Origin of the sequence: Micromonospora sp. NBRC 110037 (assembly GCF_001652995.1) — a bacterium.
GTDB classification, from domain to species: domain Bacteria; phylum Actinomycetota; class Actinomycetes; order Mycobacteriales; family Micromonosporaceae; genus Micromonospora; species Micromonospora chalcea.
Genome location: NZ_BBVA01000005.1, coordinates 317,588 through 341,358, shown reverse-complemented (window position 1 = coordinate 341,358; position 23,771 = coordinate 317,588). Strand labels below are relative to the sequence as shown.

24 protein-coding genes are annotated in these 23,771 nt (G+C 74.3%); 16 read left to right on the top strand and 8 right to left on the bottom strand.

Annotated features, from left to right (window positions below; translation table 11 throughout):
- Window positions 1–12: 12 nt before the first annotated feature.
- Window positions 13–2,127 carry a type IIA DNA topoisomerase subunit B gene (locus A4R25_RS17850; protein ID WP_176722910.1) on the bottom strand — a complete coding sequence of 705 codons (2,115 nt, stop codon included), beginning with the start codon at window positions 2,125–2,127 and terminating at the stop codon, window positions 13–15.
- Window positions 2,128–2,416: 289 nt separating this feature from the next.
- Between A4R25_RS17850 and A4R25_RS17845 the strand changes: the two genes are divergently transcribed.
- Window positions 2,417–3,673 (top strand): hypothetical protein, encoded by a 1,257-nt coding sequence (locus A4R25_RS17845; protein ID WP_043325125.1) that lies wholly within the window; start codon window positions 2,417–2,419, stop codon window positions 3,671–3,673.
- 41 nt (window positions 3,674–3,714) lie between these two features.
- Here A4R25_RS17845 and A4R25_RS17840 read toward each other — a convergent pair whose 3' ends face one another.
- Window positions 3,715–4,347 (bottom strand): class I SAM-dependent methyltransferase, encoded by a 633-nt coding sequence (locus A4R25_RS17840; RefSeq protein WP_043325126.1) that lies wholly within the window; start codon window positions 4,345–4,347, stop codon window positions 3,715–3,717.
- Window positions 4,347–4,784, bottom strand: a complete 438-nt coding sequence (locus A4R25_RS17835) for an Rrf2 family transcriptional regulator (RefSeq protein WP_064447467.1) — start codon at window positions 4,782–4,784, stop codon at window positions 4,347–4,349. Before A4R25_RS17835 ends, A4R25_RS17840 begins: the two co-directional genes overlap by 1 nt.
- 155 nt (window positions 4,785–4,939) lie before the next feature.
- Here A4R25_RS17835 and A4R25_RS17830 point away from each other — a divergent pair, with 155 nt between their 5' ends.
- The 5 genes from A4R25_RS17830 to A4R25_RS17810 all read left to right on the top strand — a co-directional run bounded on the left by A4R25_RS17830 (window position 4,940) and on the right by A4R25_RS17810 (window position 9,893).
- A complete protein-coding gene (locus tag A4R25_RS17830) occupies window positions 4,940–6,151 on the top strand; it encodes a globin domain-containing protein (protein WP_064447466.1) in 1,212 nt (403 codons plus the stop codon).
- Between the two features lie 401 nt (window positions 6,152–6,552).
- Window positions 6,553–7,770 (top strand): glycosyltransferase, encoded by a 1,218-nt coding sequence (locus tag A4R25_RS17825; protein WP_064447541.1) that lies wholly within the window; start codon window positions 6,553–6,555, stop codon window positions 7,768–7,770.
- A gap of 50 nt (window positions 7,771–7,820) precedes the next feature.
- Complete coding sequence (locus A4R25_RS17820; RefSeq protein ID WP_064447465.1) at window positions 7,821–8,678, top strand: alpha/beta fold hydrolase; 858 nt, start codon at window positions 7,821–7,823, stop codon at window positions 8,676–8,678.
- 98 nt (window positions 8,679–8,776) lie between these two features.
- Complete coding sequence (locus A4R25_RS17815) at window positions 8,777–9,406, top strand: hypothetical protein (protein ID WP_043330386.1); 630 nt, start codon at window positions 8,777–8,779, stop codon at window positions 9,404–9,406.
- A gap of 103 nt (window positions 9,407–9,509) precedes the next feature.
- The gene (locus tag A4R25_RS17810) at window positions 9,510–9,893 is read left to right on the top strand and encodes a hypothetical protein (protein ID WP_064447464.1); all 384 of its coding nucleotides are present in this window, start codon (window positions 9,510–9,512) and stop codon (window positions 9,891–9,893) included.
- 4 nt (window positions 9,894–9,897) lie between these two features.
- On the opposite strand, the gene A4R25_RS17805 is transcribed toward A4R25_RS17810, so the two are convergent.
- On the bottom strand, window positions 9,898–10,107 hold the full coding sequence (locus A4R25_RS17805) for a hypothetical protein (RefSeq protein WP_064447463.1): 210 nt from the start codon (window positions 10,105–10,107) through the stop codon (window positions 9,898–9,900).
- Between the two features lie 36 nt (window positions 10,108–10,143).
- Window positions 10,144–11,034, bottom strand: a complete 891-nt coding sequence (locus A4R25_RS17800) for a DUF72 domain-containing protein (RefSeq protein ID WP_064447462.1) — start codon at window positions 11,032–11,034, stop codon at window positions 10,144–10,146.
- A gap of 145 nt (window positions 11,035–11,179) precedes the next feature.
- Between A4R25_RS17800 and A4R25_RS17795 the strand changes: the two genes are divergently transcribed.
- Window positions 11,180–11,869 carry a hypothetical protein gene (locus A4R25_RS17795; protein ID WP_064447461.1) on the top strand — a complete coding sequence of 230 codons (690 nt, stop codon included), beginning with the start codon at window positions 11,180–11,182 and terminating at the stop codon, window positions 11,867–11,869.
- Between the two features lie 25 nt (window positions 11,870–11,894).
- Window positions 11,895–12,359, top strand: a complete 465-nt coding sequence (locus A4R25_RS17790; RefSeq protein WP_231915567.1) for a Pr6Pr family membrane protein — start codon at window positions 11,895–11,897, stop codon at window positions 12,357–12,359.
- Between the two features lie 15 nt (window positions 12,360–12,374).
- Here the strand turns inward: A4R25_RS17790 and A4R25_RS17785 are convergent, their stop codons facing one another.
- The 3 genes from A4R25_RS17785 to A4R25_RS17775 form a co-directional block, all read right to left on the bottom strand.
- Complete coding sequence (locus A4R25_RS17785; RefSeq protein ID WP_064447460.1) at window positions 12,375–14,453, bottom strand: glycogen debranching N-terminal domain-containing protein; 2,079 nt, start codon at window positions 14,451–14,453, stop codon at window positions 12,375–12,377.
- Complete coding sequence (locus A4R25_RS17780; protein WP_064447459.1) at window positions 14,450–14,824, bottom strand: SCP2 sterol-binding domain-containing protein; 375 nt, start codon at window positions 14,822–14,824, stop codon at window positions 14,450–14,452. Before A4R25_RS17780 ends, A4R25_RS17785 begins: the two co-directional genes overlap by 4 nt.
- Before the next feature lie 161 nt (window positions 14,825–14,985).
- Entirely contained in the window at window positions 14,986–15,492 is a 507-nt protein-coding gene (locus tag A4R25_RS17775) for a DinB family protein (protein ID WP_043330388.1), read from the bottom strand.
- A gap of 100 nt (window positions 15,493–15,592) precedes the next feature.
- Here A4R25_RS17775 and A4R25_RS17770 point away from each other — a divergent pair, with 100 nt between their 5' ends.
- From A4R25_RS17770 to A4R25_RS17735, 8 genes are all read left to right on the top strand, one after another.
- A complete protein-coding gene (locus A4R25_RS17770) occupies window positions 15,593–16,108 on the top strand; it encodes a 2'-5' RNA ligase family protein (protein WP_064447458.1) in 516 nt (171 codons plus the stop codon).
- An 809-nt stretch (window positions 16,109–16,917) separates the two neighbouring features.
- Window positions 16,918–18,027, top strand: a complete 1,110-nt coding sequence (locus A4R25_RS17765) for a hypothetical protein (protein ID WP_043330389.1) — start codon at window positions 16,918–16,920, stop codon at window positions 18,025–18,027.
- A gap of 23 nt (window positions 18,028–18,050) precedes the next feature.
- Window positions 18,051–18,878, top strand: a complete 828-nt coding sequence (locus tag A4R25_RS17760; protein ID WP_043325135.1) for an MEDS domain-containing protein — start codon at window positions 18,051–18,053, stop codon at window positions 18,876–18,878.
- Complete coding sequence (locus A4R25_RS17755; RefSeq protein WP_043325136.1) at window positions 18,875–19,837, top strand: anti-sigma factor RsbA family regulatory protein; 963 nt, start codon at window positions 18,875–18,877, stop codon at window positions 19,835–19,837. The genes A4R25_RS17760 and A4R25_RS17755 overlap by 4 nt, the downstream gene beginning before the upstream one ends.
- 135 nt (window positions 19,838–19,972) lie before the next feature.
- A complete protein-coding gene (locus A4R25_RS17750; RefSeq protein ID WP_064447457.1) occupies window positions 19,973–21,451 on the top strand; it encodes a hypothetical protein in 1,479 nt (492 codons plus the stop codon).
- A gap of 124 nt (window positions 21,452–21,575) precedes the next feature.
- Window positions 21,576–21,950, top strand: a complete 375-nt coding sequence (locus A4R25_RS17745) for a hypothetical protein (RefSeq protein ID WP_064447456.1) — start codon at window positions 21,576–21,578, stop codon at window positions 21,948–21,950.
- 64 nt (window positions 21,951–22,014) lie between these two features.
- Window positions 22,015–22,944 carry a prolyl aminopeptidase gene (gene pip, locus A4R25_RS17740; protein WP_231915566.1) on the top strand — a complete coding sequence of 310 codons (930 nt, stop codon included), beginning with the start codon at window positions 22,015–22,017 and terminating at the stop codon, window positions 22,942–22,944.
- Window positions 22,941–23,762 carry a metallophosphoesterase gene (locus A4R25_RS17735; protein ID WP_064447455.1) on the top strand — a complete coding sequence of 274 codons (822 nt, stop codon included), beginning with the start codon at window positions 22,941–22,943 and terminating at the stop codon, window positions 23,760–23,762. The genes pip and A4R25_RS17735 overlap by 4 nt, the downstream gene beginning before the upstream one ends.
- Window positions 23,763–23,771: the final 9 nt, after the last annotated feature.

Below are 23,771 nucleotides of genomic sequence, written 5' to 3'. Positions count from 1 at the left end.
CGAACCCGTTGGTCAGGCGTCGATGGCGTCGCGGTCGACCCGGTCGGCGGAGTCGATCAGCCAGTTGCGGCGGGGCTCGACCTTCTCCCCCATGAGCAGTTCGAGGATCCGCTCGGCGGCGTCGACGTCGTCGAGCGTGATGCGGCGGACCGCCCGGGTGGCCGGGTTCATGGTGGTCTCCCACAGCTCGTCGGCGTCCATCTCACCGAGGCCCTTGAAGCGCGGGATCGGCGTGACGATCTGCTTGCCGGCCTTCTCCAGTTTGCGGACCGTCGCCTCCATCTCGGCCTGGGTGTAGGTGTAGACGGTCTGCGGGTTGCGCCCCTTCGTGGTGATCTTGTGCAGGGGCGGCATCGCCGCGAAGAGCCGCCCGGCCTCGATCAGCGGCCGCATGTAGCGGGCGAACAGCGTGATCAGCAGGGTACGGATGTGCGCGCCGTCGACGTCCGCGTCGGCCATGATGAGGACCCGGCCGTAGCGCAGGGAGGACAGATCGAACGTGCGGCCGGAGCCGGCGCCGAGCACCTGCACGATCGCGGCGCACTCGGCGTTGTCCAGCACCTGCTGGAGGTTGGCCTTCTGCACGTTGAGGATCTTGCCGCGGATCGGCAGCAGCGCCTGGTATTCGGAGGACCGCGCGAGGCGCCCTGTCCCGAGGGCGCTGTCCCCCTCCACGATGAACAGTTCACTTCTCTCGATGCCCGCGGCCCGGCAGTCGACGAGCTTGGCCGGCATGGCCGCGCCCTCCAGCGCGGTCTTGCGGCGGGCGGCGTCCTTCTGCTGCTTCTGGGTGAGCCGTACCCGGGCCGCGTCGACGATCTTCTGGAGCACCGTCCGGGCCTCGGCCTTGGTGCGCCGGTCGTCCAGCCAGCTCTTGAGGTGCGCCTCGATCAGGCCCTGGAGCACCTTGGTGATGCCGGCGGTGGACAGTTCGTCCTTGGTCTGCGAGGTGAACTGCGGCTCCGGGATGCGCACGTGCACCACGGCGGTCATGCCCTCCAGGACGTCGTCCAGGGTGGGCGCGTCCTCCTTGGGCTTGAGCAGGCCGCGGGCGTTGCGGGCGGCGTCGGCGAGGGTACGCGCCAGCGCCCGCTCGAAGCCCTTGCGGTGGGTGCCGCCGTGGGCGTTGCGGATGGTGTTGGTGAAGCACTCGACGGTGCGCTCGTAGCCGGTGCCCCAGCGGAACGCCACCTCGACCTCGGCGCGGCGCTGCACGTTGGACTGCATGACGCCGTTGGCGTCGGCGGCGTTCTCCCGGTAGGTGCCCTCGCCGGTGACCAGCAGCGTGCCGGAGACCGGCCGGTCGCCGGCCGGGGCGAGGTATTCCACCATGTCGGTCAGGCCGTTGGGGAAGTGGAAGCGTTCCTCGACCGGCTCCTCGCCGGTCTCGTCGCGCAGCCGGTAGGCCACGCCGGGGACGAGGAAGGCGGTGTTGCGCAGCTTGAGCCGAACCGCCTCGGTGTCGAGCGCGGCGCCGGTCTCGAAGTAGCGGGGGTCGTGCCACCAGCGGATCGAGGTGCCGGTGCGCTGGCCGCGCTTCATCGCGCCGACGATCTGCAGGCCGGGACCGGGGGTGAACGGCGCGTCGGGGCCGGCTCCGTCGAAGACGCCCGGCACGCCGTGGCGGAACGACATCGCGTGGATCTTGCCGCCGCGCCGGACGGTGACGTCGAAGCGGCGGGACAGGGCGTTGACCGCGGAGGCGCCGACGCCGTGCAGGCCGCCGGAGGTCTTGTAGCCGGAGCCACCGAACTTGCCGCCCGCGTGCAGGCGGGTGAGCACCAGCTCGACGCCGGAGATGCCGGACTTGGCGTGCACGTCGGTGGGGATGCCGCGGCCGTCGTCGTCGACCTGGACCGAGCCGTCGGCGTGCAGGATCACGTCGACAGTGGTGGCGTGACCCGCGACACCCTCGTCGGTCGAGTTGTCGAGGATCTCGTTGACGAGGTGACCCACGCCACGGCTGTCGGTCGAGCCGATGTACATGCCGGGGCGTTTGCGGACGGCGTCGAGGCCCTCCAGGTGCGTCAGGTCGTCGGCCCCGTAGAGGGTCTCAGGCTGTGCGGTCAACTGGTCGTACTCCCAGGTCTCGGCGGTGTGGTGCCGTTCACCGTGTGACTCCCCCACGATGATCGCCGGGCGCGGCGCGCCGGAGCGAGCCTAGCCGGATGCCCTGACAGGTCGGCGGTACCGGGGCGGTGCGTTGCGCGATCGGCCTCGCGGCCGGGTCCGCGCCGCCGCCGCGTACGGCGGTCCGGCGGGCGGACGGGGCGTCCAGGCGGCACAACGATCCGCACGCCCGATGTCTTCCCCGGCGACCCGTCGCAGGTGTCAGGGCATTGACGCCCGTCACACGCACGTGATCTGATCGCCATCCCAAAGAATCTTTCACGTTTCGATGTCTGGGAGGTCGGGCATGTCCGTGTTCCGTCGTTCCGCGCTCGCGGCGGCGCTGGCGCTCGCCGCGGTGGCGTTACCCGCCGCCGCGGCGCCCGCCCAGCCGGCTGCCGCCGCGCTGCCCACCGCCGCGGTGGCGCTGGGAGACAGCTTCATCAGCGGCGAGGGCGCCGGGGCGTACGCGCCGGTGGTGGACGTCAACGGGGTGGCCCAGGGCTTCCCCGGCTGGTCCGCCGCCAACGCCAACGCCTACTTCTGCCACCGATCGCCGAACGCCTCGCTGTTCCAGGCGAACCTGCCCGGCATCTCCGCGCGGTTCAACCTGGCCTGCTCGGGCGGCCAGCCGTACGACATCGCGAACGCCTCGTCGACGCGGGCCAAGGGACGGCAGGTGGCCGCCCAGCTCGACCAGCTCCGGTCGGTGGCCCGGACCCACGACATCGACCTGGTGCTCGTCGGCCTCGGCTCGAACAACAGCTCGTTCACCTTCGGCAGCGTGGCGGAGAAGTGCGCCAACCGGTTCATCGCCGACGCCTGGACCGGCTGGTGGGAGTTCTGGGCGTACCTGGGCGGGCCGGTGGAGCAGAAGCCGTGCACCGACGCCGACCTGGGCACCGCCGCGCAGTTCGCCGCCGCCACCGCGGAGACCACCACGGCGCTGCGGCAACTGCTCACCACGCTGGACGAGATCGACGCCGACGGCCAGCACCGGGTGGTGTTCCAGGACTACACCAACCCGCTGCCGTTCGAGCTGGAGCAGAGCTACTGGACCGAGGACAGCCGGGACGACACCCGGGACAAGTTCCGCGCGCTGGGCGCCGAGCGGTACGCGGCCGGGTGCCCGATCCACCGGGCCAGCCTGGCGCCCGGGCACCGTTTCTCGCAGGGGCTCGGCACGCTGGTCAGCTCGGTGCGCGGCACGCTCGCCAACGAGTTCCCGCAGGACGACCTGGTCTACCTGAACGTGCAGCGCGCGTTCGACGGGGCCCGGCTCTGCGAGTCGACCGGTAGCCCGGGCAACGCCCTGGCCACGCCGATCCGGCTGATGGACGGCCCGACCGGCACGTTCGTCACCAGTCTCTCCGGGTTCGACAAGCTCGACATCCAGCGGATCGCCAACGCCTGCGGCACGTACTTCCAGACCTGCCAGGAGTCGTGGCACCCGAACGCCGCCGGGCACAAGGTGCTCGGCCGGTGCCTGGCCGGGGCGGCGGCCACCGGCGCCCGTACCGTCTCCTGCGTCCGCGCCCCGGACGGCACGGTGAATGTGAGCTGAGCACGCCGGACCGGGCCGGGACGAACCGGCCCGGTCCGGCGTCAGGCCCGGATCGCGGCGCCGAGCACGTGCGGCGAGGCCGGGGCCGGCAGCCCGGTCGGCGGGAAGCGGAAGCGGTCCAGCGCGGTCACCTCGAAACCGGCGGCGCGGATCGCGGCCACCGTGTCCCGGGCGGTGTGGCAGCCGGCGCAGAACAGCGGCCAGAGCGTGGCGTCGGCCAGGCGCTGGGCCCGGCGCAGGCCGGGCGTGGCGGCCACCACGTGTTCGTAGAAGCGCAGCTCGCCGCCGGGCCGCAGCACCCGCCGCGCCTCGCGCAGCGCGACCGCCTGGTCCGGCACCGAGCAGAGCACCAGCGACACCACCACCGCGTCGGCGGCGCCGTCGGCGACCGGCAGTTCCTCGGCCAGCCCGGCGGCGACGGTGACCGGGACCGGGGCGCCCGGCGCGGCGGCGTGGGCCAGCGCGCGCAGGTGGGGTTCCGGCTCGACGGCGAGCACGCCGGTCACGCTCGCCGGGTAGTGCGCGAGGTTGCGCCCGTTGCCGGCGCCGACCTCGACCACCCGGCCGCGCAGCCCGGCGACCAGGCGGGCCCGGTGCCCGGCCACGCCGGCCTGGTCCATCGCGACGCTGGCGCGGGCGAAGAGCCGGGCGAAGATCGGATGGGAGACGGCCATCAGCGACCGGCCGGTGGCGCGCCGAGGCTGAGCAGGAGCGGGCCGGCGGATCCGTCGACCAGGTCGCCGAGGCGTACGCCGTCGAGCACGGCGAGGAAGGCGGCCTGGGCGCGGCGCAGCTCGCCGCGCAGCCGGCACTCCGCGATGAGCGGGCAGACCGGCTGCGCGCAGTTGACCACCTCGCCGTCGCCCTCGAAGGCGCGGACCACCTGGCCGACGGTGAGGTCACCGGCGTGTTCGGCGAAGGCGACGCCGCCGGAGCGGCCTCTGATGGTGACCAGGACGCCGATGCGTTGCAGCCGCTGCACCACCTTGGCGACGTGGCTGCGGGGCAGCGCGAGCCGGGTGGCGAGTTCGTCGACTGTGGCCCGGACCGGGGACGCGGCGGTGAGCATGGCGATCCGCAGCGCCATGTCGGTCGACCGGTTGAGCCTCACGCACCGACCCTAGCCATTCGGTGCCCTCGGCGACACAGGCAGATTCACGGTGACCCATGCCACCGCACTCCCGGGACCTTCGACCCTAAAAGAGGAATCCAGAAATCCTGTTTCGTGGGGATCGACCTGTTCGAGCCCCGGAAGGAGATTCGGTAGTGCTCACGGAATCCTCAGCAGCGATCGTGACCGCCACCCTGCCCGTCGTGCGGGCACACGGCGAGGCCATCACCGGCCGCTTCTACCAGCGGATGTTCGACGCCCACCCGGACCTGCTGGACCTGTTCAACCGGGGCAACCAGGCCACCGGCGCGCAGAAGGCCGCGCTCGCCTCGGCGGTGGTCGCGTACGCGGCGCACCTGACCGGCGACGGCGGCATGCCGTGGGGGCCGGTCCTGGACCGGATCGCGCACAAGCACGCCTCCCTCGGCATCACCGCCACCCAGTACCCGATCGTCGGCCGGCACCTGCTCGCCGCCGTCGCCGAGGTGCTCGGCGACGGCGTCACCCCGGAGGTGGCCGCCGCCTGGGACGAGGTCTACTGGCTGCTGGCCTGCGAGCTGATCGCCCGCGAGGCGCGGCTCTACGCGGGCGCCGGCGTACCGGAGGGCGGTCCGGTGTGGCGGGACTGGCGGGTCACCGGCCGGAACCGGGAGAGCGCCGACGTCGTCTCGCTCACCCTCGCGCCGGCCGGCGGCGGCGCCGCGCCCGGCTTCACCCCCGGCCGGTACGTCTCGGTCGCCGTCGACCTGGGCGGCGGCCGGGGACAGCAGATCCGCCAGTACAGCCTCTCCGGCCGTCCCGGCGCCGACCAGTGGCGGATCACCGTGAAGCGGGTACGCGGCGAGGGCGGCGCGCCCGACGGAATGGTCTCCGGTCACCTGCACGACCGGGTCGCGGTCGGCGACACGCTGCGACTGAGCCCGGCGTTCGGCGAGGTTGACGCGGCCGGCGGCGACGGGCCGCTGCTGCTGGTCAGCGCCGGGATCGGACTCACGCCGGCGATGGCGGCGCTGGCCCACCTGGCCGACCGGGATCCGGGACGCCGGGTGACGCTGGCGCACGCCGACCGCGCCGCCGAGGCGCACGCGCTGCGCCACGAACTGCCCGCGCTGCAGCAGCGGCTGCCGAACCTGGCCCTCCACCTCTGGTATCTCGACGCCGCCGGGGCCGACCTGCCCGGACTGAAGGCCGAGGTGTCCGCCGGACTGATCGACCCGGACCGGCTCGCGCTGCCCGCCGGGGTGACCGCGCACCTGTGCGGCCCGGTGGCGTTCATGAACCTGGTCCGGGCCAACCTGCTGCGCCGGGGCGTGCCGGGCGAGCGGATCGCCTACGAGGTGTTCGGCCCGGGGATGCTGCCGGGCTGACGCCCCGCGGCGAAACAGGACCTCCGTGGACCCGTTCTTCGGTACGGGGGCACGCGTCGACGCCCTGGCCAGGGCCGCGAGCCTCCACAGCGGAGCGGGCGGCGCGCGGAGAAGTCGACGATCTCCTGGTTAGGGGCGCAAGCCGAGGGTACGGGTCCCTCCATGCGCGTCCCCGGCATCAACGCGATCTTCCGGCCCCCACGGAAGCGGTGGACGCCGTCCCACCGGAAGCCGGGGCGCCGGCCACCCGCGTCGACACGCTCGTGGAGGCGGCGCGCCGGCTGACCGAGGGCGCCGACGCCGCGTACCGACTCGGCGCACGGGCACGCGAGGCGGCGAGGAAGCGGTCCGGTCCGGACCGATTCCTCGCCGACTGGGACCGGATCCTGGAGGACGAGAACATGCGCATCGCGATGATTTCCCAGCACGCCAGCCCGCTCGCCGCGCCCGGCGCGGAGGACGCGGGCGGCCAGAACACGCATGTGGCGGAACTCGCGTCCGCGCTCACCGTCGCCGGCCACGACGTCCGCGTCTACACCCGTCGTGACTCCCCCGCGCTGCCCGAGGCGGTCGACGCGCCCGACGGCTATCAGGTGTGCCACGTGCCGGCCGGTCCCGCGCGGCGGGTGCCGAAGGCCGACCTGCTGCCGCACACGGGCGAGTTCGGGGGCCGGCTGGCCGACACCTGGCGGCGCGGCGGCTGGACCCCGGACGTGGCGCACGCGCACTTCTGGACGAGCGGGCTGGCCACCGTGCACGCGAGCCGTCGCACCGGCGTGCCGACCGTGTTGACGTACCACTCGCTCGGCACGGTCAAGCGTCGCCACCAGGGCGTGCCGGACACCGGTCCACCGGGGCGCGCCGGTTACGAGCGGGCGCTCGGCCGGGCCGTGGACCGGGTCGTCGTGCAGTGCTCCGACGAGGTCGCCGAACTGGTCCGGATGGGCGTACCCCGGTCCCGGATGGCCCTCGTGCCGTCCGGCGTCAACGAGGCGGTGTTCCGCCCGGACGGCCCGGTCGCGCCCCGCGACCCGGCCCGCCCGCGCATCCTCACCGTCGGGCGGATGGTCGAACGCAAGGGCTTCCTGGACGTGGTCCGGGCGCTCCCAGCGGTGCCGGACGCGGAGTGCGTGGTGGTCGGCGGCCCGCCGGCCCACCTGCTGCCCGCCGACACGTTCGCCCGCCGGCTGTCCGCGCTCGCCGACTCGTGCGGCGTGGCCGACCGGGTACGGCTGCTCGGCGGCGTGCCGCGCGAGGAGATGGCCGCCTGGTACCGGTCGGCGGACGTGCTCGTGGCCGCACCCTGGTACGAGCCGTTCGGGCTCACCCCGCTGGAGGGCATGGCCTGCGGTGTGCCGGTGATCGGCACGAACGTGGGCGGCATCGCCGACAGCGTGGTGGACGGGCTCACCGGCGACCTGGTGCCGCCGCGTGACCCCCGCGCGCTCGGCACCGCCCTGCGGCGGCTGCTCGGCGACAACGTGCGCCGGTTCGCGTACGCCACCGCCGCGCTCGACCGCGTCCGCAGCCGGTACTCCTGGAGGCGCTGCGCGGAGCAGCTCGTCGCCGTCTACGGCGCGCTGACCACCGCGGCCCGGCCCGCACCGGCGGTGGCGTGAGGCGACCCCTTGCTACCCACCGGTAGGGTTCGGGCCGTACCCTGATCCGGGTGAGCGGGGACTACATCCAGGAGTTCGTGGACGTCGACGGCGCGCGCCTCGGCGTGCAGGTCTACCCGGAGCCGGCCGGTCCGCCCGGCGCGCCGGTGGTGCTGATCTGGCCCGCGATGGGTGTGCGCGCCCGCTACTACCGGCCGTTCGCCGCCGCGCTGCGCGAGGCCGGGCTCGCGGTGATCGTGGCCGACCTGCGCGGCACCGGCGAGAGCATCCCCGCGCCGTCGCGCGCCTGCCGGTACGGCTACCAGGAGATGGCCGCCGACGTCGGCGCCGTGCTCGACGCGCTCAAGCCCCGGCTGGACGGCCGCACCCGGCTGCTGCTCGGGCACTCCCTGGGCGGTCAGGTGGCGGTGCTGCACCAGGCGCTGGACGACGACGACCGGGTGGACGGGCTGGCCCTGGTGGCGGTGGGGCTGCCGTGGTGGCGGACGTACCCGGGTCTGCGCGGGTGGGGCGTGCTGCCGTACACCCAGGGGATCGCCGCGACGGCGCGGCTGCTCGGCGTCTGGCCCGGCTGGGGTTTCGGCGGCCGGCAGGCCGCCGGCGTGATCCGGGACTGGGCGCACACCGCCCGCACCGGCCGGTTCCCGGCGCTGGACGGGGTGGACACGGAGGCCGCCGTGCGGCGGATCCGCACGCCGGTGCTCGCGGTCAGCGTCGACGACGACCAGTACACGCCGCACGAGACGCTCGACCACCTCTGCGGGAAGCTGGCCGGCGCGCCGGTGACGCGGCACCGCTACACGGTCGCCGAGGCGGGCGCGCCGCTCGACCACTTCACCTGGGTACGCGCGTCGGCGCCGCTGGCCGCCCGGATCGCCGCGTTCGCGGGCACGCTCCCCCGCCGCTGAGCCGAGCCGGCACGCTCCCCGCCGGTGAGCCACGCCCGGGCGTGAGTCGCCCGATCGTGGGTATGCCGCACCGCCCGAACACGGCGGAGGGGGATCTGATGTCAGAACGGCACACCACGCTGCGCTCGATGCACGACCTGGGCCTGGCGGCCTGGTTCGGCGGTTCCCTGATGGGGGCGCTGGGCGTGAACGGCGCGGCGGCGCGGATCAACGACACGACCGAACGGCTGCCGGTGGCCTCGGCCGGGTGGGCGCGGTGGACGCCGGTCAACGCGGCGGCGATCGGGGCGCACCTGGCCGGCGCGGTCGGTGAGCTGGTCACCGAGAGCCCGCGGATGGCCCGCCAGGCGGGCGTGGGGAAGATGAGCGCGGTGAAGACCGCGCTGACGGTCGGCGCGCTGGCGGTGACCGGTTACAGCCGGTTGGTCGGCAGGCGGCTGGAGCGGGCCGGCGGGCCGCCGGTCGAGGGGACCACCGAGCCGAACCACCACACCCCGGCGAACGTCGCCGCCAGCCAGCGGCAGATGAAGCTGCTCCAGTGGGCGGTGCCGGCGATGACCGGCGCGCTGGTCGTGGTGTCGGCGTACATGGGTGAGCAGCAGAAGCCGGGGCAGGTGTTCCGGGGCATGCTCGACCGCGCGGGCGGGCTGATGGCCGCGCCGAAGAACATCGGCAAGGTCGCCGCCGTGGGCGCGGCCGGCCGTCACCTGGTCGGGGCGACCCGCTGACCACCGCGCGGCCGACGGCCCACATCGGGGTGGGCCGTCGGCCGCGCGGTGCACCGGGACCGGACCGGCCACGCCGGTGGCCAGCAGCCAAGGTGAGGTGACCATGACCAGCAGGGACCGCCCGGGTACGGGCGACGGGCGCGGGCCGGAGTCGGCCGCGCCGTGGGGCAGCACCGGCGGCTTCGACGCCGACCCGCCGTGGGGCGCGGGCGACGACGACCCGATGGACGAGGGCAGCGAGGAGACGGCGGTGCCCGAGGGACGGCTCGGTGAGCGCCGGGCGGCCGGCGCAGGACCGGGCGGCCCGAAGGCGGGCCGGCACGGGTTCGGGACCATGGAACCCACCCGGACGCCGGAGGCCGGGCCGGGCGCGCCGCCGGACCCGGCCCCGGCGGCGCGGACGTTCCCGGACGACCGCGCGGACGGCGACCTCGGCGACAACGCGCTGGAGGAGGCGACCGGGATGCGTCCGGAGACGCGTCAGTGAGAGCTCAGGAGCCGGTGCCGTCCGCGTCCGGGCCGCCGAGCGCGGACGGCTCGTTGTCCGGCACCGGTGACTCGGCCACGGGGTGCCCGGTGTCGTCGACCAGGCCCGGCGCCATGCTGCCGCCGTGCGCCTCCTCGGCCTCCCGGGTCGCCCGCGGGTCCCGCTCGTCCTCGTCGCGCCGCTGCTCCACCGATCCCCCTTCGCGGTCGTCCACGAACCCGGCGGTACCCGCAAGGAAGCCGGGAAAACCTCAGGCGCGCGCGGCGGCCGGGGCGACGCCGAGCAGGTCGGCCAGGCTCGCGGCGTCGCGCTGGGCCTGGTCGCCGCAGCAGTTGTTCATCAGCACGTGCAGTTCGGCGCACTGGTCGGCCAGCTCGCGCAGCAGCACCGACCAGTGCCGCAGCTCCCGCTCGCCGTAGGCGTAGCGGAACCGCTCCTGCTTGTCGCCGCTCTCCCAGGCCGTGCTGTGCCCGTGGAACCGGATCACGGCCAGATCGGTGGTGGCGACCAGGACCGGCGGCACCGAGGAGACGTGCCCCTGCGGCATGTCCACGCAGGCGTACCCGAGGTCGTGCTCGCGCAGGAACGTCACCGTCTCGGCCATCGCGTCCCCGTCGAACCAGGAGGAGTGCCGCAGCTCGACGGTGACCGGCCAGGGGCGGCAGCGGCGCGCGGCGTCCAGGATCCGCCGCCGGGCCGCGTCGCCGCGGGCCAGCCACGGCGGGAACTGCAACAGCACGGCGCCGAGCCGGTCGGCCGCCGCGAGCGGTGCCAACGCCGCGTGGAACCGGTCCCACAACTCGTCGTACGCCCCGGCGGGCAAGTCGCGCCAGCGGATCCGGTTCGGGCCGCCGGCCGGACGCAGATCCTTCGGCAGCGCGTCGATCGGGGTGTGGTGGCCGGTGAACAGGCGGAACGCCTTGACGTCGAAGGTGAACCCGTCCGGCGTCGCGGCCGCCCAGGCAGCCGTGGTCTCCGGCGCCGGCACCGCGTAGTACGACGTGTCCACCTCGACCAGTCCGAAGCGCTCGGCGTAGAAACCCAGCCGGCCGGCGGGCGTGTTGACGCCGCGCGGATACCACCCGGAACGGACCAGCATCTGGTCGGCCCAGGAGGACGTGCCCACCTTGATGACACCCATGTAATTCAGTTCACCGCGACCGCCGGACATCGGCAACCGGAGATGCCGTGCGGGCCGTGACCGGCACCGGGGTGACCGGCCTCACCGGCGTTCCGCCGCGCCGAAGTGTGACGCGGGGCCGGGTGGCGGCGCTGAGGGTCACGAGATGGACGCATCCGGCCTGGACCAGGAAACCGTCGAGCGGCTGCTCGCCGGCCGCCCCGGCGACACGTCGTCCGCTCCGCCGGGGCTGGTGGCTGTACTGGCCGCGGTCCGGACCGCGCCCGGCACGGGCGAACTCGACGGGGAGGCGGCAGCCGTCGCGGGGTTCCGGGACGCCCGGCGGGCACGCCGTCGCCGCCGCGTCCGTTTCGGCGTCCGGGTGGCCGTGTCCGCGCTCGCCGCGTCCCTCACCGGCGTCGCGCTCGCCGCGACCGGGAACCTGCCGCACGTCGCGCGCCCGGCGGCGACGCCGGTCGACGCCGCGCCGCCCGTGCCGTCGGCCCGCCCCGCCCTGCCGGCCCTCTCACCGGCGACCCGGGCGGCGCAGCAGTCCGCGCCGCCCGGACTCTGCGTCGCGTACCGGGCCCTCGCCGAGCCGGACCGGAGGCGCGCTCTGGCCACCCCCGCGTTCAGCGACCTCGTCGCCGCGGCCGGGGGCCACGAGCGCGTGCCGGACTACTGCGCCGCGCTGCTGGGCGACGACGACACGCCGGGGAAGGCCGACGGCGGGCGGGGCGGCGGCAGATCCGCTCACCCGGTCCAGCCGTCGGTCGGGCCGCCGGGGGCGGACGTCCTCCCGCCGGGGCAGGCGAAGCGGCCCGATGGCACCCCGCCCGGGCGGCGTACCGGCTGACGACCGGCTGGTAACTTGTGCCTCCGTGACCCCCCGGCGTCGCCGACCGGCGATCCTTCTCCGCCTCGCAGTGGTGCTCGCCGTGCTGGCCGGCATCGTGCTCACCGCGCTCGGCCCGGCCACGCTGACCGGCCTGCTGCCGTACTTCACCATCCAGAGCAACGTGGCTGTCGGCGTCCTCGCCGGCTACGCCGCCTGGTGCGCGCTGCGCGGTCGGCCGGAGCCGCCGAGCGTCCTCAAGGGAGCGGTGACCCTCTACATCACCATCACCGGCACGGTCTACCACCTGGTGCTGGCCAACCCGGCCAGCCCGTTCGCCATGGCGCAGCCGGACCGGCAACCGGGCGAGTGGTGGGGCAACCAGTTCCTGCACACGGTGGTGCCGCTGCTGGCGATCGCCGACTGGGCGCTGTTCGACAGACCGCCCGCGTCGGCCGACCCGCCGGCGCCGGTCCGGCCCGCCTCGCGGGAACCCACCGGCTCGGGCTGACGGACGCCGGGCGGGTCAAGCGGCCCGCCGGGCGTCCACGCCCGCCCGCAGCCGCCGGCTCGTGCCGCGCTCCCGGCCGTACGCGTCGGCCCGTCCCCACCGGCCCGGCACGTCGAGCAGCTCGATCCGCCCGTACCCGGCCGGGACCGCCGGGTTCACCAGCAGGTTGTCTCCGCAGGGGCGCAGCCCCAGCATGGTCGAGAGCAGCATCAGCAGGCCGCTCGCGGCCCACGACTGCGGCCGCCCGGCATCCGGCATCTGCACCGGGTACTTGGTGACCCCGCGGGGGTAGCCGGCGAAGGCCTCCGGGATCGAGCCGCCGAGCGTCTCCGCCGCCGCGAACACGCCGGCCGTGATGTCGCCCGCCTCCGCCTCGTAGCCGTACCGCCGCAGGCCCGCCGCGACGATCGCGTTGTCCCACGGCCAGACCGCGCCGAGATGCGCGCCCACCGGGTTGTACGGCAACTGCCCCTCGGCGTAGGTGCGGATGCCCCAGCCGGAGTACAGGTCCGGCCCGCACAGGTGCCCGGCCAGCGAGTCGGCGCGTTCCGGCTCGACGATGCCGCTCCACAGCAGGTGGCCGAGATGCGAGGTGAGCGCGTCGACGGGCTCGCCGTCCGGGGTGAGGGCCAGCGCGTAGTAGCCCCGCTGCGGCAGCCAGAAGTCGCGATCGAACCGTTCCCGCAGCCGCGCCGCGTCGGCCTCCAGGCGCTCGGCGTAGCCCGGGTCGCCCCAGAACTCCCGCGCCAGCCGGGCGCCGCGGATCCGCGCGTCGTACGCGTACCCCTGAAGCTCACAGGTGGCGCGCGGGTACGGCGGCACGACGCCGTGCCGGTCGACCACCGAGTCCGGGGAGTTGCGCCAGGTCTGGTTGGCCACTCCGCTCGCCGTGTTGCGCGGGTGGTAACGCAGGTAGCCGTCGCCGCACAGGTCGCCGTAGCGGGTCAGCCAGTCCAGCGCCATCCGGGCCGGATGACGCAGCTCGTGGATCAGGTCGACGTCACCGGTCCAGCGCTCGTACTCGTCGAGCAGGATCACGAACAGCGGCGTGGTGTCGGCCGCGCCGTAGTAGAGCGCGGTGGGCTGCTCGTCGAACGCGGCCGCCTCGCCGTACCGCAGCTCGGCGAGGATCTTGCCGGGCTCCTCCTCGCGCAGGTCGTCGAGCCGGCCGCCCTGCAGCATCGCCAGCATGTGCAGCGTGGCCGTGGTCAGCTCGGGCGTGAACGGGAGCGTCTGGAGGCAGGTGATCAGCGCGTCCCGCCCGTACAGCGTCATCGCCCAGGGCAGCCCGCCGACCGGCACCCGGTCGACGTACGCCAGCGGCGTGTACCGCAGCGCGGCCAGGTCGTTCAGCGCCTGCCGGTAGGCGGCGGTCAGCGCCGGGCGGTCGGAGACCAGTTGCGGGGCCTGGTCGAGCCACCGCCGCAGGTCGTCGCGCATGTCCTGCCGGACCTGCTGCCGGTGGGAGTCGATGCTCGCCCGCAGGTCCCGCCCCCGGGCCCCCTTGATGATCATCTCGACGTGCAGGTCGACGTGCCACGCACCCTGCGGCTCGACGCGGATCCGGAAGGTCATCCCGCTCCGGTCCACCTGCGCCGGGGCCGAGCTGGAGACGCACGTCCCCCGGGAGAACCGCCCGCGCTCGTACCGGATCCACAACCGCTGCCCGGCCGGATCGGGGACGATCGTCGGCCGGCGCGGGCCGGGACGCAGGATCTCCGACGTGTCGGCGAAGTCGCTGCCCATCTCCAGCCGCACCGTGTACTCGGCGGGCTCGGGTGAGTGGTTGAGCACCGTGATGCTCTCGTGGTACGCCTCGTCGATGAGGCGGTGCCGGATCACCGACACGTCGGCGTCCACATAGTGGCTGGCTGCGCCGGGCACCAGCACGAAGCGGGTCTCGAAGTAGGTCAGGTCGTCGCGGGACAGCGCGTTCAGCCGCTCGCCGTCGACGGTGAGCACCCAGTGGCTCAGGAACCGGGTGTCGAAGGAGAAGAGACCGATCGGCGCGCTGGGGTCGATCTCCATGTCGCCCTGCGCGTCACTGACCGCAAAGGCGTTTCCGGCGAGGACGTGGACCAGCTCCTGCTTCATCGGGCCACCGCCTGCCCGGCCGCCTCCCGGGGATGCCGGGCGTCCGGGTGCCCGGGGAAGATCCGGCGCAGCACCATCAGCAGCTTGAGGTCGCCCTCGACGGCGATGTCGTTGCGCAGCAACGCGGCGGCCGGATGCAGGAGGCCCGCCGCCATCCGGTCGAACACCTCCCGGTCCGCGCGGACCACCAGGTCGGCGTCCGCGGAGAGCCGGTCCACCCGGACGTCCTGACGGTCGACGGTCAGGTACCAGTGCTCGGTGCGGCCGTCGTCGTGCAGGTCCAGGCGAATGGTGCCGCAGGTGGTCTCGGGCAGGTCGGGGTTCCGGCCGGCGGCGGCCCGGGTCAGGTGTTCCGCGGCCGAGACGCTCATCGGGCCTCCTCGTCGGTCGTCGCGGCCACCCGCCTGACGGCGCCGGCCGTGCCGCGAGGATCCCCCCGCCCCGGGTGAGGCGAACTCACCCGGTCCGGGTGAGCCGCGGCGGTGACCCGGCAGCGGCCGGACGGGCCCGCTGGGACGGGGCCGGGCGGCGCTCAGCCCAGGATGAGCCCGCGCACGTAGGCGGCTTGGCCGACGTGCTGGAAGTCGTCGTCGAGCACGCTCACCAGCCGCACCCCGAGCGTCACCGGCGGATCCCAGTTCTCGTCCACCACCCGGTCCAGGTCGGCCGGGCGCAGCCCGCGCAGGTAGTCCAGGCTCCGGTCCACCACCGCCCGGTGGTAGTCCAGCAGCACGCCACCGTTCTCCGGGCGTACCGCGGCGATCTGCTCCGGGCCGTGCCCGAAGCCGGTGTCGGCGCGGTCGGGCCGCAGACCGCACCGCGCCGCCCAGTCGCCGCCGGCCCAGAGCTGCGGCTCGCCCATCACGTCGGCGACGTGGTCGTCCTGGATCCGGGTCAGGTGCCAGACCAGCCAGCCGACCGGGTTCGCCCCGTCGGCCGGCGCCCGCCGCAGCTGGGCCGCGTCGAGCCCGTCGAGCGCCCCGGCGACCAGATCGGGCAACCGCCCGTACGCCTCGATCAGCACATCCGTCGCGTCCACGCGCACCTCACTCCCCTGCCGTCTCGTGCGTCTTCCCGGGCAGTACCGCCCAGCGTGCCCGGCAAACCTCGTCGCGGGACCCGACATCTACTGTGATCGGGTGGTCGCGGCGCTGGAGCTGTATCTCGACACCGACGCCACCCGGCGGATCCGGGTGCTGTGGGACCTGCTCGAGTCCGACGGGGTGCCGAGCCTGCGGTCACTGCTGGCGCAGCGGCACCGCCCGCACGTCTCGCTCGCGGTGGCGCCCCGCCTGGACCCGCACCGCGTCGCCGAGGCACTCGCCGAAACCGTGGTGGCCGCGCCGCTGCGGCTGGAGTTCCAGCACGCCGGGCAGTTCGTCGGCCGGGTGCTCTGGCTCGGTCTCGCGCCGACGCCCGAGCTGCTGGCGCACCACGCCGAGGTGCACGACCGGCTGGCCCGGGCCGGCGTCGAGGTGGTGGAGCACTACCGGCCGGGACGCTGGGTGCCGCACTGCACGCTGTCCATGCGGGTGCCGAACCCGCTGATGGGGGCGGCGGTGCGGCGGTGCCTGGAGGTGCTGCCGCTGACCGCGACGGTGGTCGGCGCGGCGGTGGCCGACCACGCCCGAGACATCTCCCACCCCCTCCCCTGACGCACTCTCCCACCAAGATCCACACCATCTCGGCGAGCTGGCCGCATCAGACCACCTCCGATGCAGCCACCTCCCCGAACTGGTGTCGATCATCGGGGTCGACCGCGCGCGGCGGCCAGCACAGCTACGCGGACAACAACCAGACCGCACCAACCAGACCGGAGCGCAGCCCACCTCCGACAACTCCACCGACCTGCCGGATCCACGGAACATGATCCACACCAGCTCGGCGAAGTGGCGGCATCCCGATCCAAGATCGACACCAGGTCGGGGAAGTGGGGGCATCAGACCACCGTTGATGCAGCCACCTCCCCGAACCGGTGTCGATCTTGGGCGGGTCACTGCGGGGTGAGGTCGAGGAGGAACGTCGGGTGGTCCGGCTGTGGGCACGGGTCGCCCCGATGACCGAGCCGCTCGCAGGCGCTGTGGCCGATGCTGCGGGACATGGGCGTCGGCGACTCACCGCCGCAGGTCCACCGACGCGCACCGCACCGTACGCCTGCACGCCGGTACGGCGTTCCGGACCGGCGACGTGACGGGGTGGGCCGTTCCTTTTTCACGGCGGTGCGCCGCCGGGCCGGCGGCCGGGCGGTTCTGCAGTCCGGTACGCGCGTTCCCCGCACGGTGCCCGACATCGGTTCAGGATGCGGGCGCGACAGCGTGGCGGGACCGGGTTTCGCGCCATCTGCGGCTGCCCTGACGATCGCGGCAAAACCGACGCAAGCTGGTAAAAGCGCAGGTCAGAGCCATTCTGGCCACCCGAGGACGTGCGGCTGGAGCGGCAGCGAAACACGTCGAAGGAGAGCCTCATGGCCGCACCCGTCGTCCGTTCCGTCACCCCCGACCAGACCGTCCTGCTGCCCGGGCAGTCGACCACCGTACGGGTCGACGCCTACCACCCCGACTCGCGGCTGCTGACGCTCGCCGGCCGGGTCAGCGACCCCACCGGCGTCACCTGGGACAGCCCGGTCCGGGTGGATCTGAGCGTGCCACTGACCGTCCAGCTCGCCAGCGCCTCGCCGGGGGTGACGGTCACACCCAGCAGCGCCGAACCGGGCCGCTTCACAGTCACCGTGCTGGCCGGCCGGGGCACGGTGACGCTGACCGCGACGGCGCGTGACGGCGCCGGCCGCACCGGCACGGGCACCACCACGCTGACCGTGCCGCTGCTGGTCGGGATGAGCGCGGAGAAGGGCGCGCGGACCCAGCGGGCGGTGGCCGACTACCCGGGCATCCGTTACATGCGCGACTTCGGCACTGACGGTCCGGACGCGGACACGCTGCCGGAGCTGCCCGCGCTCAACGCCGGCAAGTTCGCCGACGCGCCGTCGGCCGTCATGCACGTCAGCTGGAAGGACGACGTCGAGCAGTTGGCGAGCTGGCTCGACGGCGTGAGCCGCCCGATCTACCTGACCTGGTACCACGAGCCGATGGGCGACGTGGCGCCGGCGACGTACCGGGCGACGGCGAGCCGGGTGACCCAGATCGTGGCCGCGCACCGCAACCGGCGGTGGGTGCTCGGGCACGGCCCGATCGTGACCCGCTACTGGCTGGACGAGGGACGCGGCAACCCGACCGACTGGGGTTATCCGGGCATGACCCACTACGGCGTGGACTGCTACTCGCGGGACACGGCCGCGTACTGGCCCGCCTCGCGGATGTTCGGGGTGGCCTTCGGCAAGGTGCGCGCCGCGTACCCGGGCATCCGGCTGCTGGTCCCCGAGTACGGGCTGACCCGCGTCGCCACCGACACCACCGGCGCGGGCCGGGCGCGCACGATCCGGGACCACGTCACCTGGCTGCGCCAGCAGAACGACGTGGACGCGATCGCGTACTGGAACAACTGGGCCGAGTTCGAGCTGGGCGACCCGCCGCCGGAGGCCACGGCCTGGCGCGATCTCCAGGTGGGCCCGGCATAGACTGGGCCGATGAGGCGGAGTCGGTGACCAGCGGGAGCGTGTCGTACCCGGGCTACACCCATGGCTGCCTCGCCTACGACGACCCGGCCGCGCTGCGCGCGCTGACGGTCGAGCAGGTCAGCGCCGGTCTCGCCGCCGGTGAGCAGGTCTGGGTGGTCTGTCCGGAGGATCGTGCCACTGTCACCGGCTGGCTGGCCTCGGTTCCCGGCCTCGACGCCGCGCGCCGGCGGGACGCGCTACGGCTGGTTCCCGTCGGCGAGGCGTACCGGCACGACGAGATCGTCGACCCCAACCGGCAGGTCGGGGCGTACGTGCGGGCCACCACCGAGGCGCTGACCGCCGGGCACACCGGCCTGCGGGTGCTGGCCGAGGCGACGAGCCTGGTCCGCACCCCGGCCCAGCGGGACGCCTTCGCCCGTTACGAGCACCGCATCGACCACTGGATGCGGCACCGGCCGATGTCGGCGATCTGCGCCTACGACCGCCGGCAGCTCGGCGACGCGGCAATCGCCGAGCTGGCCTGCCTGCACCCGGTGACGAACGCGGACGTGCTGTTCCGGCTGCACGCCGGCGACGGCGACTCGGTGGTGGCGCTGGCCGGCGAGCTGGACCCGACCAACCACCGGGACTTCGCCGCCGCGCTGGAGCGGGCCGACCCGCGGCCGGTGGCGGGCCGGGTCGTGTTCGACGCCGCCGAGCTGCGTTTCGTGGATCACCGCAGCCTGCTGCACCTGCGTGACCACGCCCGCCGCCACGACGCCGTCGCGGTGCTGCGCACCCCGCACCGGACCCCGGCCCGGCTGGTCGAGCTGCTCGGCCTGACCGGGGTACGGGTGGAGGTGCTCGGATGAGGAGCGGCGCGGCCTCCGGTCACGTGGGCTACTTCCACGAGGCGTTCGTCTACGACTCCGATGAGGAGCTGCTGGCGGTGGCGCTGCCGTTCCTGCTGGACGGGGTCGCGGCCGGCGAGCCGACGGCGGTGAATCTGGACGAGCGCAACGCGGAGCTGGTGCGCCGGGCGCTGCCCACCGGCGCCGAGGTCACGTTCCTGCCGGTCGGGGACCTCTACGCCCGGCCCAGCGTCGCGCTGCGCTCCTACCGGGAACTGCTCGCGTCTTACGTGGCGGCGGGCGCGGCGCAGATCCGGATGGTCGGCCAGCTGCCGCCGGTGCTGCTCGGCTCGACCTGGGACTGGTGGGCCCGCTACGAGTCGGCCATCAACCACGTCTACGACGACTTCCCGCTCTGGGGCATCTGCGCCTACGACCGCCGCAGCACCCCGTCGCACGTGCTGGCGGACGTGGCGCGTACCCACCCCCGGGTGGCGCGGCCGGACGGCGGGCACGAGACGGCCGATCTCTACACCGACCCGATGAGCTACCTGACCGAGCCCCGCCCGGTGCCGCTGGACCCGGTGCAGCGGACGACGCCGCTGGTCGAGCTGATCGACCCGACGCCGGCCCGGGCCCGGGCGGAGGTGCGCGCCGCCGACGACGGCCTGCTCGCGCCGGACAGCGCCGACGGGCTGGTCATCGCGGTGAGCGAGGTGGTGAGCAACGCGCTGCGGCACGGCGAGCCGCCGGTGCGGATGCGGCTGTGGCGCGCGCCCGACCGGATCGTGGTCACCGTCCACGACCGGGGCCCCGGGCCGAAGGATCCGTACGCCGGACTGTTGCCGGCCGGCGACGGCTCCGACGGCGGGTTGGGTCTCTGGATCAGCCACCAGAGTTGCGACCACGTGACGCACCACCGCGACGCGGGCGGCTTCACCATCCGTCTGACGGCGGGGAACCCGCACTTCCCGGTCTGACCGCGACGCCGGTCGGCCGGGCAGGGGCGGGGCGGGGCGAGACGCGCGCGCGGACGCGGTACCGTAGCGCCTCATCGTGCCCTGCGGGGCGGTCATCCGCCGGCCTGGCGCTGGCGAACCGACGGAGGATGGCGCATGTCCAACGGCGACGATCCGTTCGCACCCCACGACGACGTGTCCGCGCGCCCGCGCTTCGATCCGGCGCTGCGCGGCTACGACAAACGTCAGGTGGACCGGTACGTCGAGCAGGTCGACGCCGAGGTCAGCGCGCTCACCGCCGCGCGGGACCGGGCGTACGCGCAGGTGCGTGACCTGACCGCGCAGGCGCAGCGGGCGCAGGCCGAGGCGGCCGAGTTGCGCGAGCGTCCGGCGGCGGCGGTGGACCGGGCGTCCTTCCGGGACCTCGGCCCGATGGTCGACCAGATCCTGGACCTGGCCGAAAAGCAGGCCGGGCAGATCACCGACGTGGCCACCCGGCGCGCGGAGGAGTTCCAGGCGCAGGCGGAGAAGCTGCTGGCCGCGGCGCAGGAGCAGGCCGCTCGGGAGCGGCGCGAGCTGGACGAGGAACTGTCCGCGCGCCGGGCCGAGCAGGAGCGGGTGGACGAGGAGCGGCTGGCCGCGGCACAGGCGGAGCTGGCCGCCGTGCGGGAGCTGGCGGAGAAGCTGCGCGTCGAGGGGCAGGCCGCGCACGACCGGGCCCAGCAGGAGGCGAAGCGGATCACCGAGCAGAGCGCGCAGCAGGTCGAGCAGGCGCGTTCGGCGTCCGAGGCGCTGGTGAAGGCCGCGCGGACGCAGATCCAGCAGGAGGTCCAGGCCAACCGCAGCAAGGCCCAGCAGGAGCTGGCCCAGTGGCAGGCCACGATGGCCAAGGAGCTGGACGAGCGGCGGGCCGCCGCCGAGCAGGAGCTGGCCGACCGGGCCGCCGCCGCGGAGAAGGACATCGCCGCGCTGGTCGCCGAGGCGCAGCAGTACGCCACGGAGGTCCGGGAGCGGGCCGACGAGGAGACGACGGCGCACCAGGAGCAGCTCGCCGGCGTGCAGCGGGAGATCCAGCAGCGGCAGGAGACGCTGACCGGGCTCAAGGCGGAGCTGGAGACGGTCTCCCGGAAGCTGGAGGAGACCCGCCGGGAGATCGGCACGATCGAGCGCAGCGGCGCGGAGCTGGAGGAGCGGCTGGTCGGCGTACGCCGGGAGCTGGCCGCCGAGAGCAGGCGGCTCGACGAGGCGCGGCGCGCGGCGGACCTGGCCGAGCAGCACGCCAAGGAGACCCGGGCCCGGGTGCAGCGGGAGGCCAAGCGGGTCGCCGACCTCGCCGCGGCGGCGGTCATGGCGGCGGCTGCGGGCGGTGGGGAGACCGCCGAGTACCCGCAGGTGTCGGCGCGTCCGGCGGTCACCGTCGCGCCCGACGCGGCGCCGCGGACCGGGGACGGGCGGACCGGGGACGGGCGGACCGAGCCGGACGCGGCCGAGCCGGAGCAGCCCGTCGTGGAGCCGTTCGTCGAGCGGCTGGACGGGCCGAGCTTCGACGCGTTCGCGGTCCGCACGCCGGCTCCGCGCGGGGCGCCCGAGGTGGAGACCACGGGTACGGACAACGGCGTGCCGGCTACCGCCTGAGCGATCGGCGCCACCGGTCCGGGCCGGGCCGGTGGCGCCGCATCTTGCCCATCGACCTTGCTCTATGCAAATATTTGGATCGATCTGCTGGTGCATCTCGATCTTTATTCGGGGGTTGACGGGTATGCGGAAGATCTCCTCCATCGGCGCCGCCGTCGTCCTGACCGTCGCCACGGCGGGCGCCGTGGTGACCGGTACGGCCGGACCGGCGAGCGCCGGGTGCAGCCACTCGCACTCCAACGTCGACAGCAAGTTCGGTCAGCTGTTCAACGCGACGAACGTCAACATCCGCACCGGCCCGCACACCACCTGCGCCTCGCTCGGGTACGGGCAGCTCAACCACAACGTCGACTTCCACTGCTTCGCCAGCGGCGACCGGGTCACCGCTGGCGGCAAGACCACCTACACGTGGACGTACCTGCGGGACGTCACCACAGGTGTCTCCGGCTGGGTCGCCGACGCGCTGCTGGACAACCTCGGCGGCAACGTCGCCTGCTGAAGACGGGCAGGTAGAGCCGTACGCCACCCACCGGATCCCGGTCGGTGACGGCCACGTCCTGTACGTGGAGGAGGTGGGCCGGCCGGACGGCGTACCCGTGGTGTTCCTGCACGGCGGGCCCGGCGGCGGCCTGGTGCCGGCCGCGCGCCGGTTCTTCGATCCGGGGCGCTACCGGGCCGTGCTGTTCGACCAGCGGGGGGCCGGCCGCAGCACCCCGCACGGCGAGGTGCGCGCCAACACCACCTGGCATCTGGTGGCCGACCTGGAGACGATCCGGCGGCGGCTGGGCATCGGCTCGTGGCTGGTGTTCGGCGGGTCGTGGGGCACCACGCTCGGCCTGGCGTACGCGCAGGCGCACCCGCAGCGGGTCACCGGCCTGGTCCTGCGCGGCGTGCTGCTCCTGCGCCGCGCCGAGCGGGACTGGTTCTACCAGGGCGGACTGCGGCATCTCCAGCCCGAGGAGTGGGAACGGTTCGTCGCCCCGGTCCCGCCGGGCGAGCGCGACGACGTGCTGGCCGCGTACCACAGGCGGCTGCACGGCCCGGACGAGGCGCAGGCCCGGGTCTGGGCGCAGGCCTGGGGACGCTGGGAGGCGGTCAACTCGTCGCTGTGCCCCGACCCGGAGCTGCTCGCCCACTTCACCGCCGACGAGCACGCGCTGCCGGTGGCCCGGATCCTGTCGCACTACGCCGTGCACGGCGGCTTCCTCACCGAGGGCCAGCTGCTCGACGGCGTGGACCGGATCCGCCACCTGCCCGCGGTGATCGTCAACGGCCGGTACGACCTGTGCTGCCCGCCGGTGTCCGCGTACGACCTGGCCCGCCGGTGGCCGGAGGCGACGTTGCGGATCGTGCCCGGTGCCGGGCACTCCGCGGCCGAGCCGGCGATCGCCCGCGAGGTGCTGCGCGCGCTCGACGAGGTGACCGCGAGGGTCGAGAGCCCGGCCGGCGAGCCTGGTCATCCGGAAGCGCCGCTGGCAGGATCGGCCGGGTGACGGGTGGGCTGTACGCGGTCAGCGACCTCCATGTGTCGTACGCGGAGAACCGCGCGGTGGTGGACGGCCTGCGACCGGAGACGGCGGACGACTGGCTGATCGTGGCCGGCGACGTGGGCGAGGTCTTCGCCGACATCGAGCGGACGCTGCGGCTGCTGCGCGACCGGTTCGCGACAGTGGTGTGGGCGCCGGGCAACCACGAGCTGTGGACCCACCCCAACGACCCGGTGACGTTGCGCGGGGTGGCCCGCTACGACGCCCTCGTCGCGATGTGCCGCGAGCTGGGCGTGCTGACCCCGGAGGACGAGTACGCGGTGTGGCGGGGCGACGGCGGCCCGGTCACCGTGGCGCCGCTGTTCGTGCTCTACGACTACTCGTTCCGCGCGCCCGGCACCACCACCAAGGAGGAGTCGCTGCGCGTGGCGTACGACGCCGGTGTGGTGTGCACCGACGAGATGCTGCTGCACCCCGACCCGTACCCGGATCGGGAGTCCTGGTGCGCGGCGCGGCTGGAGCAGACCCGGCGGCGGCTGGAGGCCACCGACCCGGCGCTGCCGACGGTGCTGGTCAGCCACTGGCCGCTGGTGCGCCAGCCCACCGAGGTGCTCTGGTTCCCGGAGTTCGCGCAGTGGTGCGGCACCGACCGGACGGCCGACTGGCACGTGCGGCACCGCGCCGCCGTCGCCGTCTACGGCCACCTGCACATCCCGCGCACCACCCACTACGACGGGGTGCGGTTCGAGGAGGTGTCGCTGGGCTACCCGCGCGAATGGCGGCGTCGCGGCGGCGAGCCGGCGCCGATGAAGCGGATCCTCTGACGTCCTGGA